Source organism: Fimbriimonas ginsengisoli Gsoil 348 (genome assembly GCF_000724625.1).
GTDB lineage: Bacteria > Armatimonadota > Fimbriimonadia > Fimbriimonadales > Fimbriimonadaceae > Fimbriimonas > Fimbriimonas ginsengisoli.
In genome coordinates this window covers 2,765,182-2,780,112 of sequence record NZ_CP007139.1, presented here as the reverse complement: position 1 = coordinate 2,780,112, position 14,931 = coordinate 2,765,182, and the positions used below count along the sequence as shown (strand labels likewise).

Genomic DNA, 14,931 nt, shown 5'->3' with positions numbered 1-14,931 from the left:
AGATGCCTAACCGAAGAGTCAATTTGATCCTCGCCTTGACGACGCTTGCGGGAGGATCCATCACGATCCAGTTCGGGCCGGCTGGGCCGCCGCCGCCATTCGACGACCACGCGGAGATGATGAAGCAGCTTGGGGTCAGGGCGATTCGCCCCGGTCCCAATCCGAACGACCAGTCGACCTTCAACGAGGCCACGGCTAATCCGTACAAGGAGACCATGCCGGACCTTCTCCGGATGGAGAACGGAACGAAGGTGGAGAAGGCGTCACAGTGGCCGAGGCGGCGAAAGGAGATCGTCACGCTCTTCGAGCGGGAAGTTTACGGACGGGTGCCGAAGAACGCACCGAGGGTGACTTGGGAAGTCACCGGGGTAACCCCTGGGATGAGCGGCGGCATCCCCACGCTGACGAAAACGCTGATCGGCCATGTCGACAACCGGAGTTATCCGAAGGTCAAGGTGGATATCCAAGCGAGCTACACGGTGCCCGCGCGGACGGCGACGCCGGTACCGATGATGATGGAGTTCGGCTTTGGGGGAGGATTCCGGCGGCCCAGCAGCGCCAAACCTTGGACCCAGCAGGCGATCGAGCGGGGATGGGGATACGGGACGATCAGCCCGAATTCCATTCAGCCGGACAACAACCATCTGGAAATGGGGGTCATCGGGCTGTGCAACAAAGGGAAGCCCCGGAAGCCAGACGACTGGGGCGCCCTGCGAGCTTGGGGTTGGGGGCTGAGCCGCCTTATCGACTACTTCGAGCGGGAGAAGGGGGCCATGGTCGACGCGAGGAAGGTAGGCATCGAAGGGGTTTCAAGGTACGGCAAGGCGGCGTTGGTGGCGGAGGCGTTCGATCCGCGCGTGGCGGTGGGGTTCATCGGATCGTCGGGCGAGGGTGGGGCCAAGCTGCACCGGCATATCTTTGGCGAGGCGGTCGAGAACCTGGCGGGGGGCGAGTTCTATTGGATGGCGGGCAACTTCATCAAGTACGGCGCGTCCGATCCACCCAAGACCGCCGCGGACCTGCCGGTCGACTCGCATGAGCTCATCGCGCTTTGCGCGCCCCGGCCGTGCTTCGTCAGTTACGGATTGGTCGAGAAGGGGGACGCGAAGTGGGTGGACGCGCACGGCTCGTTCATGGCAGGCGTGCTCGCGGGACCAGCCTATCGGTTACTCGGCAAAAAGGATTTCGGAACGCCGGGCGACTACCTGACCGACCCGATGCCGCCGGTGAACTCCCTGATCGGAGGAGAGCTGGCTTGGAGGCAGCACGATGGGGGACACGAAGTAACGCCCAACTGGCCCGCTTTCTTCGACTGGGTCGCCCGGTACATCCCGGCGCCGCCTCTTCCCACAAACCGCAAGCCGCTCGGCACGCCAGCCGACGTACCGGCCTCCCGGACTGACGACAACTCGCTCATCGCCCACTTTCAGTTGCTCCAGAAGGCGGCCAAGGGAGGCATCGATGTGTACTTCGAGGGGGATTCCATCACCCGCCGATGGGGCACGAGCGACGCGGCGTGGAAGCCGATGCTGGAGAACTGGACGGCTAACTTCTACGGTTGGAACGCGGCCAACTTCGGATGGGGGGCCGACGGGACCCAGAATATTCTGTGGCGGCTGAAGAACGGCGAACTCGACGGCGTGAACCCGAAGGTCATCGTGCTGTTGGCCGGGACCAATAACGTGGGAGCGGGTCAGAGCGTGGATGAAATCGTGCGAGGGATCGAGGCGATCGTCAAGACCTGCCGAGAAAAGGCGCCGATGGCAACAATCGTCCTGACGGGCATTTTCCCTCGCAACGACAACATGTCGTACCTGCCAACGATCAGTGCGGTGAACGCTCGGCTCGCGAAAATGGCGGATGGAAAGCGGGTCCGGTTCCTGAACGTGAACGCCGGTTTGGCGGACAGTGCCGGCAAGTTGTTCGAAGGTATTACGATCGACAATCTGCACCCTTCGCCCAAGGGGTACCAGGTGTGGGCGGATGGGCTCAAGCCGATCTTCACCGAGATTTTGGGGCCGCCCGCCATGACGGACCACGCTCCTCCGCCCACCGGCGATCCGAGCCAAGCTCCGCCGCCCGGCGGTCCGCCGCGTCGTGTAGGCGGCTAAGACCGGGCCAGGCGCTTTTTCCCAAATAAAGGTTGCCTAAGAATGCCAATTTTTCCTGAACGAACTTCGATGGCATTTGCGTCACATCAATGATTTGGAGCCGTTTTGGGCTCCAGGAGATCATAATGAATATTCGCATTGCCATTGCTACCCTGCTTAGCTGTGCTGCCTTTCAGGCCGTGTCAGCACAGTCTTACCAGCTCCACGAGATCAACGACGGCATTCCTTATTCCGCCAATCCTAATCCGTTCTCGATCAACAGTCAGGGAAAAATCGTCATTCAAACCTATCCGGATAGTGGTCCTCAATTGGCTTATCTTTTTGAGGATGGAGTCACTGCCCAGATCGCCGGCCAGCCAAACGACCAGTTCTTTGGAATCAACAATTCTGGGACGCTGGTTGGATACGGCGACAACGGGGGGTTCGTGCAAAGCAGTTCGGGCGTCCAGACGTTGATTCAAAACCCTGCCGGCGATCTTCCGTTCCCTTCGAACATCAGCAACTCCGGCGTGGTAGTCGGGACCGTCTTCCCCTCGAGCGGCGACTTCTACGGGTTCACCTGGAAGAACGGACAGTTCACCCCGCATGTTCTGCCCGGAACCTACGGGTCGCTCAACGGCGTGAACTCGTCCGGCACTTTGGTCGGGACGTATTACGCACCCGACGATTTCTCGCAATACTACGGATTCATCGAGCGCAACGGGGTGGTGTCGCCGCTCGTTATCGCGAACTGCATCAACCCGACTCCGATCACCATCAACGATCGGGGAGTAATCGTCGGGAGCGCCAATCAAAGCGCCTTCCCGCACACGATAGGGTTCGTAAGAAATCCGTCCGGCAGCACCACTCTAATCGACTACGCTTCGTCGGCGCCCCAAACCATGCCGGGACCGAGCGGGCCGATGCCGCTGCTATGGTATAGCAACGATACAATCGTCTATAGCGTGAACAATCGCGGGCAGATCGTGGGGCGATTCCGCGGCACCTATTCGGATGGGGTCAACCACGTTTCGGTGATCATTCCGTTCATCGGCGATCCGGTGCAACACCCCTGAGGCCGACAAGTTCGTTCCTCCGGGCTATTTAGAAGCATGACTAGTATTGGCATCGCCCGTCGATGCCAATACTACGGCTGTTTGTAAATGCCAAAAGTGTGGATCGCCGCGGGAGCGCGGCCGGAGAGTTTCAGGCGGAGATGGGATGCGGTTAGCGGCGAGAACCGGATGATCCATTTATGCCCGATGGTCTGCTTATCGGTAGCGTTCGGAACCGGAATCCAGGTCGAACCATCGTTGGAATACTCTACAGACCACGACGTGGTACGGTGGCCGAGCTGGATGACTTCCTGAATCATGAGGCAGTCGAAAGTCTTCGGTTTGGGAAGGTGAAATTCGATCGTGTCCGAGTTGGAGCCGTCCGCCGAGGCATAGTAAGTCTCCTCGCGGCCGTCGACCAGGTTCGAAGCGGAAAATTCGCTTCCTCGCGGGTGCTGGGAGGTTATCTTCGCCCCTCGAAGGAGGTTATGCGCAAACGTCCGGCGAATCCAATTGTGGAGACCGGCCGCATTCTTGGCGTCGGTCGCCGGTACGAGCCCCGTTCGGTCGGGCGGGAAGTTGAGTAGAAGCACGCTGTTGCGGCCGACCGATTCGCAGTAGATGTCGATCAACTCTTTGACGCTCTTGACCCGGTGATCTTCCGACGCGTGATAGAACCAACTGGGACGGATGGAAACGTCCACCTCGGCGGGCACATAGGCCGAGCCATCGAGCTGACCGTGATTGAGCTCTTCGATATGGGCGGACTCGTCGCGGATGGAGGTCGGAGCGATCGTAGACCAACACGGATCGCCGGATCGGCCGGATTCATTTCCGACCCAGCGGCAGTCCGCGAACGGATAGGAGTTCTTCGTCCCAAAGAACACGCATTGGGGCTGAGCCTTGTGGATGATCGCGGCCCACCGAGTGTAGAAGTCGGTCGTCAGGAAGTCGGCTCCCGCGCCATCCCACCAGATTTCCCAGATCGGACCGTAGGTCGGTTCGTGCCGGTCGTGCGGCCCGAGATAGATGCCCGCTTTGATGCCGGCAACTTTGCACGCATTCGTGAATTCCCGGACGACATCACCCTTGCCTTTTTTCCAGGGGGAGTTTTTGACGGAATACTGCGAGTAGGCGGTTGGCCAGTTGCAAAAGCCATCGGCGTGTTTCGCAACAAGAATTCCGCACGGGATTCCGGCCCTCTTTAAGGTCTTCATCCACTGGCCGCAGTCAAGGCCGGTCGGGTTGAAGATCGCGGGGCTTGCCTTTCCATCCCCCTCATTCACCTCGTCGCCGAAGGTATTGATGCCGAAGTGGAAGAACGCGACGATCTCGCGCTTGTACCACTCGAGCTGCTTCGCCGACGGCACGGGTCCAAATGGGGCGGGAGCGTTCGAAACAACCGGGGCGGGGTGCATGACCAACATGGAGCCGAGGCAAAGGCAAGGGAGTAATGGCACGATGGGATTATGTTGCCTCTACTTCGCATCGTGAAAGATGATGCCGAGGGTGTAGCGATGGCCAGCGCGAATTCGGCTTACGCCGTGACGGAGGTTGACGCGATAGGTTCCTTTGGAGCCATCCAACGGGCGGTGATGGACGGCGAAAGCTACGGCGTCACCTCGGCGTAGCGGCACCACTTCGGCGCGGGACTGCATTCGGGGGCGCTGTTCGGTTAGGACGAACTCGCCGCCCGTGAACTCGTCGCCAGGCTCGGAGAGGAGGACGGCGACCTGGAGGGGAAAGGCGAGATCGCCGTAGAGGTCCTGGTGAAGGCAGTTGAAGTCGTCCGGACCGTATTGGAGCAAGAGCGGGGTTGGGCGGGTTTGGCCCGCCGCGTTGCATTGGCCGATGAACTCGCGATGCTCCAATGGGTACCGGGCGTCGAGGCGCATCCGGTCGTTCCACCGGTTGGCAATCGGGGCGAGGCGGGCATACAACTCCGGCCTAAGCTCAGCGATCGGGTCAGGGAGCGGGTAGGCGAAGTACTTGTATTCGCCGCGGCCGTAGCCGTGCCGCGCCATCACCACGTGGCTGCGGAACCGGGGGTCGTCCGGGTACATCGCGGCGACCTCGCGACACTCGCTCTCCGAAAGGAGACTCGGTAGGACCGCGTAGCCGAAGCCGTTTAGCTCCTCTTCGAGGGAGGTCCAATCGAAGGCGGCGACCCGGCTCACGAGACCGCCTCACGGCGCAGGAGCTCGCGCTTTCGATCGACTCCCCACCGGTAGCCGGAGAGGGCGCCGTCGCTCTTGACCACGCGATGGCACGGGATGGCGACGGCGAGGGCGTTCGCCGCGCAGGCTCCGGCGACGGCTCGCACCGCGCCTGGCTCGCCGAGCTTTCTTGCGATCTCGGCGTAGCTGGCGGTCTTCCCTACCGGGATTCCGCGAAGCGCTTCCCACACCCGCTGCTGGAATGCGGTCCCGCGCACGTCGAGCGGCAGATCGAGCCCCCTCGACGGATCCTCGACAAAGCCGACGACCTTGGCCACCACCTCTTCGAATCCACGATCTCCACCCAGCAGTTGCGCCTTCGGGAAGCGGTCTTGAAGATCTCGTACGAGCGCCTCGGGATCGTCGCCTAGCAGGATGGCGCAGACTCCCTTCTCGCTACGCGCCACTAGAATCGAGCCGAGGGAGCTCTGGCCGACGGCGAAGTGGATCTGCGCGTTCAGGCCGCCCTGTTTGTATTCTTTCGGCTTCATTCCCAACATCTCCTTGGTGGTTTCGTAGAACCGGCTGCTCGAATTGAAACCGGCCTCATAGATCGTTTCAGTCACCGACCTCGATCCGGCGGCCAATTCGCGTTGAACCCGTTGTGTTCGGTGGGCGTCGGCGTAGGCTTTTGGCGTCACGCCGGTGATGGTTTTGAACACGCGGTGGAAGTAGTAGGGACTCATGCCGACGGCCTCGGCAAGCGTTTCCAGCGACGGGGGTTCGTCGGCGGCTTCAATGTTTCGGCAAGCGGCCTCGACCACGGCGGCTTGACGTTCTCGGAGCAAGCCCTGATCCGGCTTGCACCGCTTGCAAGGACGGAATCCGGCCCGCTCCGCGTCTTGGATCGAATCGTGAAACGCGACGTTTTCTGGACGGGCAAGTCGGGCGGCGCATGAGGGATGGCAGTACACGCCGGTCGATTTGACCGAGTAGTAGAACTTGCCGTCAAACGCCGGGTCGCGCTCGACGATCGCTCGCCATCGAGGGTCCTGATCGGCTCGCATCTTGCCTTGTCTCTCTTTTATCATCTTGATCTCCTTACGATAAGGAGTATCGCGACCGACGGGAAAGCAAACACTCCGGTCCTTGCTTTCGAATCGGAAAAGTTGTGATTCTGGTCGAGCGGCCTAAGCCGAATGCGATGGAAGCCTCTCTGCCAGGAGTTCGCTTTCATGCATAGCCCCAGAAGCGGGTGGGGCATTGTGTTCAGGTTGTGTTAGCGTTGATGGATCGGGGTCGCTCGCCCCCGGGGCGTTTAGGCTGGCTCACCGGGTGGTGCTGGATTGGGAGGTTGGCTCTTTCGGGAAGCGTGGGTTTTTTTGGGGGGAATTTGTCGATTTGGTGGAGGCCCGTTCGACCATGGGGTGAAGGGCTTCGATGCAAGCCCGCTAAAGTTCAAGGAAAACAACCATGTCGACAATCACCAAAACCAGCGTTCTCCAACCGATCCCTTACCTCTCGTTCAACGGCAACTGCGAGGAAGCGGTCCAGTTTTACGCCGACGTTCTCGGCGGGACGATCCGGGTCATGATGAAGGGGTCTGAAATCCCGGATTCGGCGATGAAATGCGCGGAGTTCGACGACAAAGTCATGAACGCGCAGATCGAGCTGCCGGGCGGAGCTTTGCTCTACGCGGGTGACTGCCCCCCGCACGTGCCGTACGAAGGGATCAAGGGAGTGAATCTTACGCTCAACTTCGACACGGTCGAGGAGGCGGAATCCGTTTTCAATCGACTGGCGGAGGGCGGGCAGGTCTTCATGCCGTTCGGACCGACCTTCTGGGCGGAGAAGTTTGGGATGGCGACCGACAAATATGGGGTCGGCTGGATCGTTAACGGCGTTTTGCTTGGGTAAGTCTGCTGTACATTCCGTACAGCAGGCGGCACACGTAGGTGCCGGCTACACGGCTTCGCCGTAACAGGCGGCACACGTAGGTGCCGGCTACACTGCTTCGCCGTAGGGGAAAGGACTCCCTCATCCCCAACCCCCTCTCCCTCCTTCGGCACAATGCACCCGAAGGAGGGAGAGGGGGCTCCGGAATTTATTTGTGCTGGATGCGCCAGACGGAGTTGGAGCCGTCGTCGGTGACCATTAGGGCGCCGTCGGGCGCGGTGGTTACGCCTACGGGGCGGCCCCAGACGTGGCCTTCGGGGGTGACGAAGCCGGTTAGGAAGTCTTCGTACTCACCAGTGGGCGCGCCGTTTTTGAGGGGGACTCGGATCACTTTGTAGCCGGTTCTTCTCAAGCGGTTCCAAGAGCCGTGCTGGGCGGCGAAACCGTCGTTTCGGTATTCGGCGGGAAAGGTGGAGCCGGTGTAGAAGGTCATACACAGCGATGCCATGTGAGACTGGACGAGGACGTCGGGGACGATGACCTTGTTCTTGAGCTCCGGGTGCTCGCCGGGATGGCGGGGATCCTGATGCGGGCCGATGTAGAACCATGGCCATCCGTAGAACCCTCCCTCTTTGACCCTCGTGATGTAGTCCGGGACCAGGTGGTCGCCAAGGACGTCGCGCTCGTTGACCGAGCACCAAAGCTGGCCGGTCGTTGGGTGGATGGCGAGGCCGACGGCGTTTCGGATTCCGTAGGCGTAGATCCGCTCGTTCTTACCGTCGGGATCGAACTCTAGGATGTCGGCGCGCCGCTCTTCCCTTCCGCGTGAGCCTTCGAAGTCGTTGGTCGCGGAGCCGACGGAGACGTACATCTTGTTTCCGTTGGCGCTAAATCGGATGTCACGGGTCCAGTGTCCGCCTCCCCGAAGCCTTCCCCCGCTCGGGACGTTGGCGATCAATTGGGGCCTGCCAGTGGCCTTGAGATCGCCGTTCTTATAGGGGAAGCGGACGACCGAATCGGTGTTGGCGACATAGACCCACTTGGGATTGGGGCCAGGTGGATAGAAGGCGATGCCAAACGGTTGGCTGAGTCCGGATGCGAAGAGTTCGTTAGTCTTCGGCTTGCCCGCTGGGGTGCGGCCACGAAGGATGCGAATGCGTCCCGGATCGCTCTCCGAGATGAAAAGGTCGCCATTCGGCGCGGTGACGATCTCGCGCGGATTGCTCAGCCCGCCGGCGTAGAGTTCGACCGTAAAACCGGCCGGCGCCTTCGGCCAAGCGCCTTGGGGGCGGCGGATCATGAACGGACCGTTGTCTACAGATCGGGTGGCATAGGGCCTCGGGAGGTCGGCGACGGTGATCTTACGTCGCACACCGGGGGCGTCGGTGGTCCAGTCGCCAAGGGCCGCCTGTCCGGTGAGGGTTCGGCTTTGGACCTTTATCGCCGCAAGCCCGAAGACGCCGGAGGCGGCGATTAGAGCGGCAGCCAGGGCCGGGCTATTTATCTTGGAACGTGCAGTGGGGTTCTTCATTAGAGAGTTCAAAGCGCCGCTAGCGCGACTATAAGAACTACGAGATCCAAAGCCTACGATGCCGCAGCGGGAACGGGCCGTCCCCGCAAAGTCCCCGGGGACCGGAGGGAAATTCCTCATGAAGTTCCCAACTGGCGCTAAAGACCTAGTGCCAGGTAGGTCCTTTGGCAACCCGTCGTATAGTGGGGTCACTTCTTTTTTTGATTTTTTCGATGCCGGATATGGATTGCCATGAAACCAATTTCCGTCTCACTTGCCTGTCTAGTTTTGGCCGGGGCGGCCAGTACCGCCAAAGATACGAACGACATTAAAGCCGGACTTGAAAGGGTGCATTTATCCATTCCGAAGAGAATGGACGAGATCGTGCCGGGCCAAGTCCTGGTGAAATACTCCCAGGCGAAAGCCGCCTCGATCGAGAAGGCGGCCGCTACTTCCCGGCTCTCTCGAAGCATGGCGGGAGAGACGTTTGTCCGCCGGATCGGCCCTTCGGGGTGGACGCTTTGGAAGATTCAGAGCGACTTGGATCCACGCGAGGTCGCGGCCGAGCTCCGGAAACGGCCAGAGGTCGTCACCGCCGAACCGGTCAACCGGGTCTACCCGCTCGTTCTCGGCAGCCCGAACGACCCGGACTTCGACTACGTGGAGAAAGACCCGAACCTGATCCTAGACCTTAACGAGAGCGATCCTTCGTTCCGGCGGATGTGGAACATGGACGACATCAGCGCGGTGGCGGGTTGGAGCATCTATCCTGGGTACTACCCTACGGCAACGCTTAAGCCAGCCTACCGCCCTCTCGTCGCCATCATCGATACCGGGTGCGACATGAACCATCCGGATTTCATCTTGCCGGGTGGAACCGGCACCGACGTCGGCGTCGGCGGGCAATTCCAAAAGAACCTTAGCGCCTACTTCGACTTCGGAGACCCGGTTCCCGGGCATTCGACCGAGGACCTGAATGGGCACGGAACCCACGTGGCGGGCATCTGCCTCGCGGCGGCCAACAACGGTCCTTTTAGCGCATCGGTCGACAACGGGGTGCCCGGCGTCGGCATCAACGCCCGCGGCATGATCCTTCGAGTTTTTGACGATCAGGGGAATGCGTCCGACACGGATGCGGCGGGAGCGATCTATTACGCGGCCGATAAAGGGGCCGACATCATCAATCTCAGCCTCGGCACCACCAACTTTTCGCAGCTCTTCCAAGACGCGGTGACCTACGCTTTTCAAAAAGGGACGGCGGTGTTCGCGGCCGGAAACGAAAATGGAAACGGCGGGGGCCCGATGGGGCCGATCTACCCGGCGGCTTGCAGTGGCGCCTGCGCCGTGGCGGCGGCGGGGCCGGGCGGAACTTTCGCGAGCGCTTACGGAGGCACCGGCTCTTACATCGACGTCGCGGCTCCGGGCGGGAACATCACCTATGCTCCGGATCTGAGCGCATACACGATTCAATACGTATGGTCGACCGCCATGAGGACCCCCGGCGCGCTTTACGCTATGTCGCAGTCGGGCGCACTGTTCCCTCCGTACAACCTCGACTATGCCTACCTGACGGGTACGTCCATGGCGTGTCCGCACGTCTCGGGCGCCGCGGCGCTCTATTACGGAAAGAACGGCCTGAAGCAAAGCGGTAGTTGGCACAACGTCAGGGTGTATCGCGCGTTGGAATTTACCGCTCAAGGGTATGGCGGAATCGGCGGTCCGAAGGGAGGTTGGGAGCCAACGTTCGGATATGGCGAAATCGACCTAGAGGCGCTTCTCAACAACACCAACAGCCGCAACGCCAAGGCCGGCAGTATCCAGGGGATCGTTTACTACAACGGAACAGCGCTGGCCAACGTGGGAGTGAAGGCTAAGATCGGAACACATACGTTCCTGACGACGACCTTGCCGGACGGCTCCTACCGGTTCGATTCGTTGCCGCCCGGTCTTGCCGCAATGTCCGCCCAGCCTTTCGGGGCCCTTAAGACGAGGAACATCAGCGTCGTGGCGGGTTCGGATACCCCCGGGGTCGACTTCTGGGCCGGTACGTTCACCGGGGACAGCACTCCACCGGTGATTAAGATGCTGATGGCAAACTCGGGCGGGGCCCATTCGCCGACGGCGATGGGGGTGTTCTACTGCGGTTACGACACCGAGACCGGCATCGATAAGGTCACGATCCAGATCGGCTCGACTTCGGGAGGAAGCGACGTTGTGGCTCCGACGGAGGTGCAGCAGTACGACGGCGGGGCGAAGTTGATGGGGAACATTCCGCTGGGTAGGACCTACTACATCACCGCGGTCTACACGAACGGTAACGGAACGACGACAACGAAGACGGTTCCAGTGGCCTGGTAAGCCGACGGGCCTACGTTTCATGGCAAGGCCGAGGTTGGCGGGAGCTCCTTGCGACCTCGGCGGAACTTCTTTATATTTACAGGGGCGAGCCGCCCGTGCCACGTCGCGGTTTTTGCGTGCGGGATCGGGCGTTGTGTTACGATGACTTGGCCCCCCGATGAAGTCTTTCTTCCCCACTTTTCATCCCGCTTGGGTTCTGACGGCATCGTTCGGCGTCTTGGGGTTTGGACTGGCCGGTACGCGGCAGGCCTCTCCGGAACCTACGCCGGCGCAGGCCGAGTTCTTCGAGATTAAGATTCGGCCAGTCTTGTCGGTCAACTGCTTTTCCTGCCACGGAAAAGATCTCCAGATGTCGGGATTGCGGCTCGACTCGCTGGCCGGGCTGCAGAAAGGCGGAGACTCCGGGCCGGCGATCGTCCCAGGCGATCCGGATAAGTCGCTGCTGATTAAGGCGATTCGGCAGACCGGCTCGCTCAAGATGCCGCCCCAAGGGAAGCACCTTAAGCCGGACGAGATCGCCGACCTTGAAGCGTGGGTAAAGATGGGCGCGCCTTGGCCAAAGGCGCCGACCGCTACTCGTCCTCAAGACGCGCCACTTTGGTCGTTGAAACCGGTGGTCAAGCCGCCGGTCCCTAAGGTGAAGAACACGGCTTGGGCGGCGAATCCGATCGACGCGTTTATCCTCGCCAAGCTCGAATCGAAGCATCAGAAACCGGCGGCGGCCGCAGACCGGCGGACGCTTATCCGGCGCGTCAGTTACGACCTAATCGGCTTGCCCCCCTCCTCGGCGGAGGTAAATGCATTCCTCGCGGATAAATCTCCGAACGCGTACGGGAAAGTGGTCGACCGGCTGCTTGCCTCGCCTCGCTACGGCGAGCGGTGGGCTCGGCAGTGGCTCGACGTTGCTCGCTACGCGGACACCAAGGGATACGTCTTCGAGGAAGACCGCAACTACTACAACGCGTATACGTATCGCGAGTGGGTGATCAGGGCGTTCAACAGCGACCTGCCATACGACCAATTCGTCACCCAACAACTTGCGGCCGACCGGTTGCCGGAGGTCCAAAACGGGGACGATAAACGGCCGCTGGCGGCGCTCGGATTTCTTACGTTGGGACGCCGGTTCATCAACAACACTCCGGACATCATCGACGACCGGATCGACGTGACGATGCGCGGTCTTCAGGCATTCACGGTGGAATGTGCCCGTTGCCACGACCACAAGTTCGATCCGATCCCGACGCAGGACTACTATTCGCTGTACGCGGTCTTCGCCTCGTCGGATGAGGCGGCCTCTCCGATCTCGGAGAAATCGATTCGCGACCCTTGGATCGATTACAATCAGCGGCTCACTTCCACGGAGGCGAGCATTCGCGACCTCGTGGCGAAGCAGGTCACGCGCCTGCGGCAGCCTGAAATCGAGAAGGCGCTCAAGGCGGACGTGCGGCAAGCGCTGCAGTCGTTCCGGGAAGGGGTGATTCCCGAGGGGGATACGCTTAATAAGCTAGGTTCCGCATTCGAGCCCGATGAGCGGGACCGGCTGCAGAGGCTGCAGAAGAACCGGGCGGAGCTGAAAGCGGCGGCGCCGGCCACGCCGGAGTTTGCGATGGCGATGGTGGACGGGGCAAAGCCAGGCGATGGGGTGATTTTCAAGCGGGGCAACCCGGGGAATCCGGGGGGGCCGGCGCCGCGTCGATTCCTGCTGGCCCTTTCTAAGCCGGGAGTGGAGAGGGAGCATTGGACCAACGGGAGCGGGCGGCTGGAGCTGGCGAAGGCGATCGCCTCGCGCGAAAACCCGCTGACGGCGAGGGTCTTCGTGAACCGGGTTTGGCAGTCACACTTCGGAGCGGGAATCGTTCGCACCCCGTCCGATTTTGGGCATCAGGGTGAGAAGCCGACCCATCCGGAACTGCTCGACTATCTTGCCGCGACGTTCATGGAGAACGGCTGGTCGATTAAGAAGCTTCATAGGCTGATCGTTACGTCGGCGACCTACCGGCAATCCTCCGCGATCTCGGAAGCGGCGTATAACGCCGATCCGGAGAATCGGACCTGGAGCCGGATGAATCGGCGGCGTCTCGACTTGGAGCAGATGCGGGATACGGTCACGGAGGCGGCCGGCCGCCTGGACCTTAGCCAGGTTGGCGGGAAGTCGGTCGACCTATGGTCGACGCCGTTTACTCGGCGGCGCGCTGTGTATGGATTTGTGGAAAGGCAGAATCTGCCGGGGATCTTCCGGACGTTCGACTTCGCCTCTCCCGATATCACCAGCGCACGCCGGTTCCAAACTACGGTTCCCCAGCAGGCGCTCTTCTTCATGAACTCTCCGTTCAGCGTGGAGCAGGCGCGGGCGCTCGCGGAGCGGCCTGAGATTAAGGATGCGAAGGATGACGGCCAGCGGGTCCGACGCCTGTATCAAATCCTTTTCGCCCGATTGCCGGACGCCGACGAGACGGCGGCCGCTCTCGCGTTCCTCAAGCGAGGAGAGCCGTCCCCGCCGCCGGTGGCTTGGCAGTATGGGTACGGCGAGTTCGACGCGGGGAAAGGGAGGGTGACCTCCTTTACGCCGCTCGCGCACTTCGCGGATGGTGGGTACCGGGTGGGTCCGGCGTTCCCGGATCCAGCGCTGGGCTATTTAGTATTGAACGCTCACGGCGGGCACCCGGGGCACGATGCCGCGCATGCGGCGATCCGCCGCTGGACGGCGCCCGCCGCGATGACACTTCAGGTTCAGGGCGTGCTGGTCCATCAGCAGAACCAGGGCGACGGCGTTCGGGCGCGAATCGTCTCCAGCCGCACGGGTCTGTTGGGGGAATGGAAGGCGTTCAAGAGTCGGACCGACACGATGCTGCCGTCGGTGACGGTGGCAAAGGGGGAAAACTTGGATTTTGTGGTCGACCCGGTCGGGAACGACGGGTACGACGCCTTCGTTTGGGCGCCCGCCATTCGCACCCCGGATGGTGCCCAAACGTGGGACGCCGCCACAACTTTCGGCCCACCTCCGCCTGCCGGCCTCAGCCGACTGACTCTATACGCCCAAGCGCTGATGATGACGAACGAGTTCCTATTCGTCGACTAAGAATTCGCGGACTTCCTCAGAAGTTATTGACCTGCCAATGTAGAAGGTAGGAAACCCATATGACTCCTCCGCAACTTTCGGCGAGCGCTTCGCCACCGCAAATCTTTGATTCGAGGATCGATCTCCCATCCTCTGCTCGGCACTGCCCCGTCTGAATAGACGGTTATCGCTTCAGAAACCCGTGTCAAGAGGTTTGGGCTCAATGGCCGCATATCGGACTCGGGAGCAAAGGTCTCGCTTACAGGAACCCGCTCCCTCGCACCTGAGGGCCCGAGAACTGAACAGGGCAGGGTGGGGGAGAAATCAACACGTCCGAAGTCCTCTGAATATACGAGTGGCGGCAGAAGAAGCGCTTCTATTCAATGGACTTGTGACAGTGATGGTCCACCCCCTCCCTGCCCTCCCCCGCCTTGGCGAGGGAGGGTTCTACCGGACGGGACCTTCTTCCTGCTCCAAAAAAGCTTGCCCATTTAGATCCTGCCAAAAGAGATTCGGCCGACAAAGATGTGGGTAAGGACAATCGCCTGAGCGTAGGATTCGATGCAGTAGCCTTGGGGTAGGAGGATGGCAGGCGTATGACGTCGTGCAGGACATTACGGACTACTTTGCCTCCACCCACCACAGCCAAACCGACATGCTTGACCATATGAAGCTCGAGGAGTACCTACCAGGAGTACAGCCGTTTGCCGTCGTCGCCTGGGAGCTTGCGAATATGGTCGACCGGGTTCCGCACATTGCTCCCGGCCACCTCGTCGGGGACGGAAAGTAAAGTCCGGAGAGTAACCTC

Annotated in this window: 10 protein-coding genes; 6 read left to right on the top strand and 4 right to left on the bottom strand. The window is 61.1% G+C overall.

Annotated elements, in window-relative coordinates:
• Nucleotides 1-2: 2 nt before the first annotated feature.
• Both OP10G_RS24595 and OP10G_RS12650 read left to right on the top strand, forming a co-directional pair.
• Nucleotides 3-2,111 carry a glucuronyl esterase domain-containing protein gene (locus tag OP10G_RS24595; protein WP_025225517.1) on the top strand — a complete coding sequence of 703 codons (2,109 nt, stop codon included), beginning with the start codon at nt 3-5 and terminating at the stop codon, nt 2,109-2,111.
• A gap of 179 nt (nt 2,112-2,290) precedes the next feature.
• Entirely contained in the window at nt 2,291-3,166 is an 876-nt protein-coding gene (locus OP10G_RS12650) for a hypothetical protein (protein ID WP_144241133.1), read from the top strand.
• A 71-nt stretch (nt 3,167-3,237) separates the two neighbouring features.
• On the opposite strand, the gene OP10G_RS12645 is transcribed toward OP10G_RS12650, so the two are convergent.
• The 3 genes from OP10G_RS12645 to ada are packed head-to-tail and all read right to left on the bottom strand — an operon-like array spanning nt 3,238 to nt 6,392.
• Nucleotides 3,238-4,605 carry an alpha-L-fucosidase gene (locus OP10G_RS12645; protein WP_227624922.1) on the bottom strand — a complete coding sequence of 456 codons (1,368 nt, stop codon included), beginning with the start codon at nt 4,603-4,605 and terminating at the stop codon, nt 3,238-3,240.
• An 18-nt stretch (nt 4,606-4,623) separates the two neighbouring features.
• Nucleotides 4,624-5,322, bottom strand: coding sequence for a 2OG-Fe(II) oxygenase (locus OP10G_RS12640; protein WP_025225520.1), 699 nt, complete (start codon nt 5,320-5,322; stop codon nt 4,624-4,626).
• Nucleotides 5,319-6,392, bottom strand: coding sequence for a bifunctional DNA-binding transcriptional regulator/O6-methylguanine-DNA methyltransferase Ada (gene ada / locus OP10G_RS12635; RefSeq protein WP_038473060.1), 1,074 nt, complete (start codon nt 6,390-6,392; stop codon nt 5,319-5,321). The genes OP10G_RS12640 and ada overlap by 4 nt, the downstream gene beginning before the upstream one ends.
• A gap of 382 nt (nt 6,393-6,774) precedes the next feature.
• On the opposite strand from ada, the gene OP10G_RS12630 reads away from it, so the two are divergent.
• On the top strand, nt 6,775-7,218 hold the full coding sequence (locus OP10G_RS12630) for a VOC family protein (RefSeq protein WP_025225522.1): 444 nt from the start codon (nt 6,775-6,777) through the stop codon (nt 7,216-7,218).
• A 187-nt stretch (nt 7,219-7,405) separates the two neighbouring features.
• On the opposite strand, the gene OP10G_RS12625 is transcribed toward OP10G_RS12630, so the two are convergent.
• Nucleotides 7,406-8,728 (bottom strand): PQQ-dependent sugar dehydrogenase, encoded by a 1,323-nt coding sequence (locus OP10G_RS12625; protein WP_025225523.1) that lies wholly within the window; start codon nt 8,726-8,728, stop codon nt 7,406-7,408.
• 231 nt (nt 8,729-8,959) lie between these two features.
• Here OP10G_RS12625 and OP10G_RS24590 point away from each other — a divergent pair, with 231 nt between their 5' ends.
• From OP10G_RS24590 to OP10G_RS12610, 3 genes are all read left to right on the top strand, one after another.
• Nucleotides 8,960-11,065 carry a S8 family serine peptidase gene (locus OP10G_RS24590; RefSeq protein WP_084179200.1) on the top strand — a complete coding sequence of 702 codons (2,106 nt, stop codon included), beginning with the start codon at nt 8,960-8,962 and terminating at the stop codon, nt 11,063-11,065.
• Nucleotides 11,066-11,222: 157 nt separating this feature from the next.
• Nucleotides 11,223-14,144, top strand: coding sequence for a PSD1 and planctomycete cytochrome C domain-containing protein (locus OP10G_RS12615; protein ID WP_025225525.1), 2,922 nt, complete (start codon nt 11,223-11,225; stop codon nt 14,142-14,144).
• Between the two features lie 583 nt (nt 14,145-14,727).
• Nucleotides 14,728-14,913, top strand: a complete 186-nt coding sequence (locus OP10G_RS12610; RefSeq protein ID WP_025225526.1) for a hypothetical protein — start codon at nt 14,728-14,730, stop codon at nt 14,911-14,913.
• Nucleotides 14,914-14,931: the final 18 nt, after the last annotated feature.

Coding starts and splice junctions, on each gene's coding strand:
- OP10G_RS24595 (WP_025225517.1), top strand. CDS start 3: ATGCCTAACCGAAGAGTCAATTTGATCCTCGCCTTGACGACGCTTGCG.
- OP10G_RS12630 (WP_025225522.1), top strand. CDS start 6,775: ATGTCGACAATCACCAAAACCAGCGTTCTCCAACCGATCCCTTACCTC.
- OP10G_RS12625 (WP_025225523.1), bottom strand. CDS start 8,728: ATGAAGAACCCCACTGCACGTTCCAAGATAAATAGCCCGGCCCTGGCT.
- OP10G_RS12615 (WP_025225525.1), top strand. CDS start 11,223: ATGAAGTCTTTCTTCCCCACTTTTCATCCCGCTTGGGTTCTGACGGCA.
- ada (WP_038473060.1), bottom strand. CDS start 6,392: ATGATAAAAGAGAGACAAGGCAAGATGCGAGCCGATCAGGACCCTCGA.
- OP10G_RS24590 (WP_084179200.1), top strand. CDS start 8,960: ATGAAACCAATTTCCGTCTCACTTGCCTGTCTAGTTTTGGCCGGGGCG.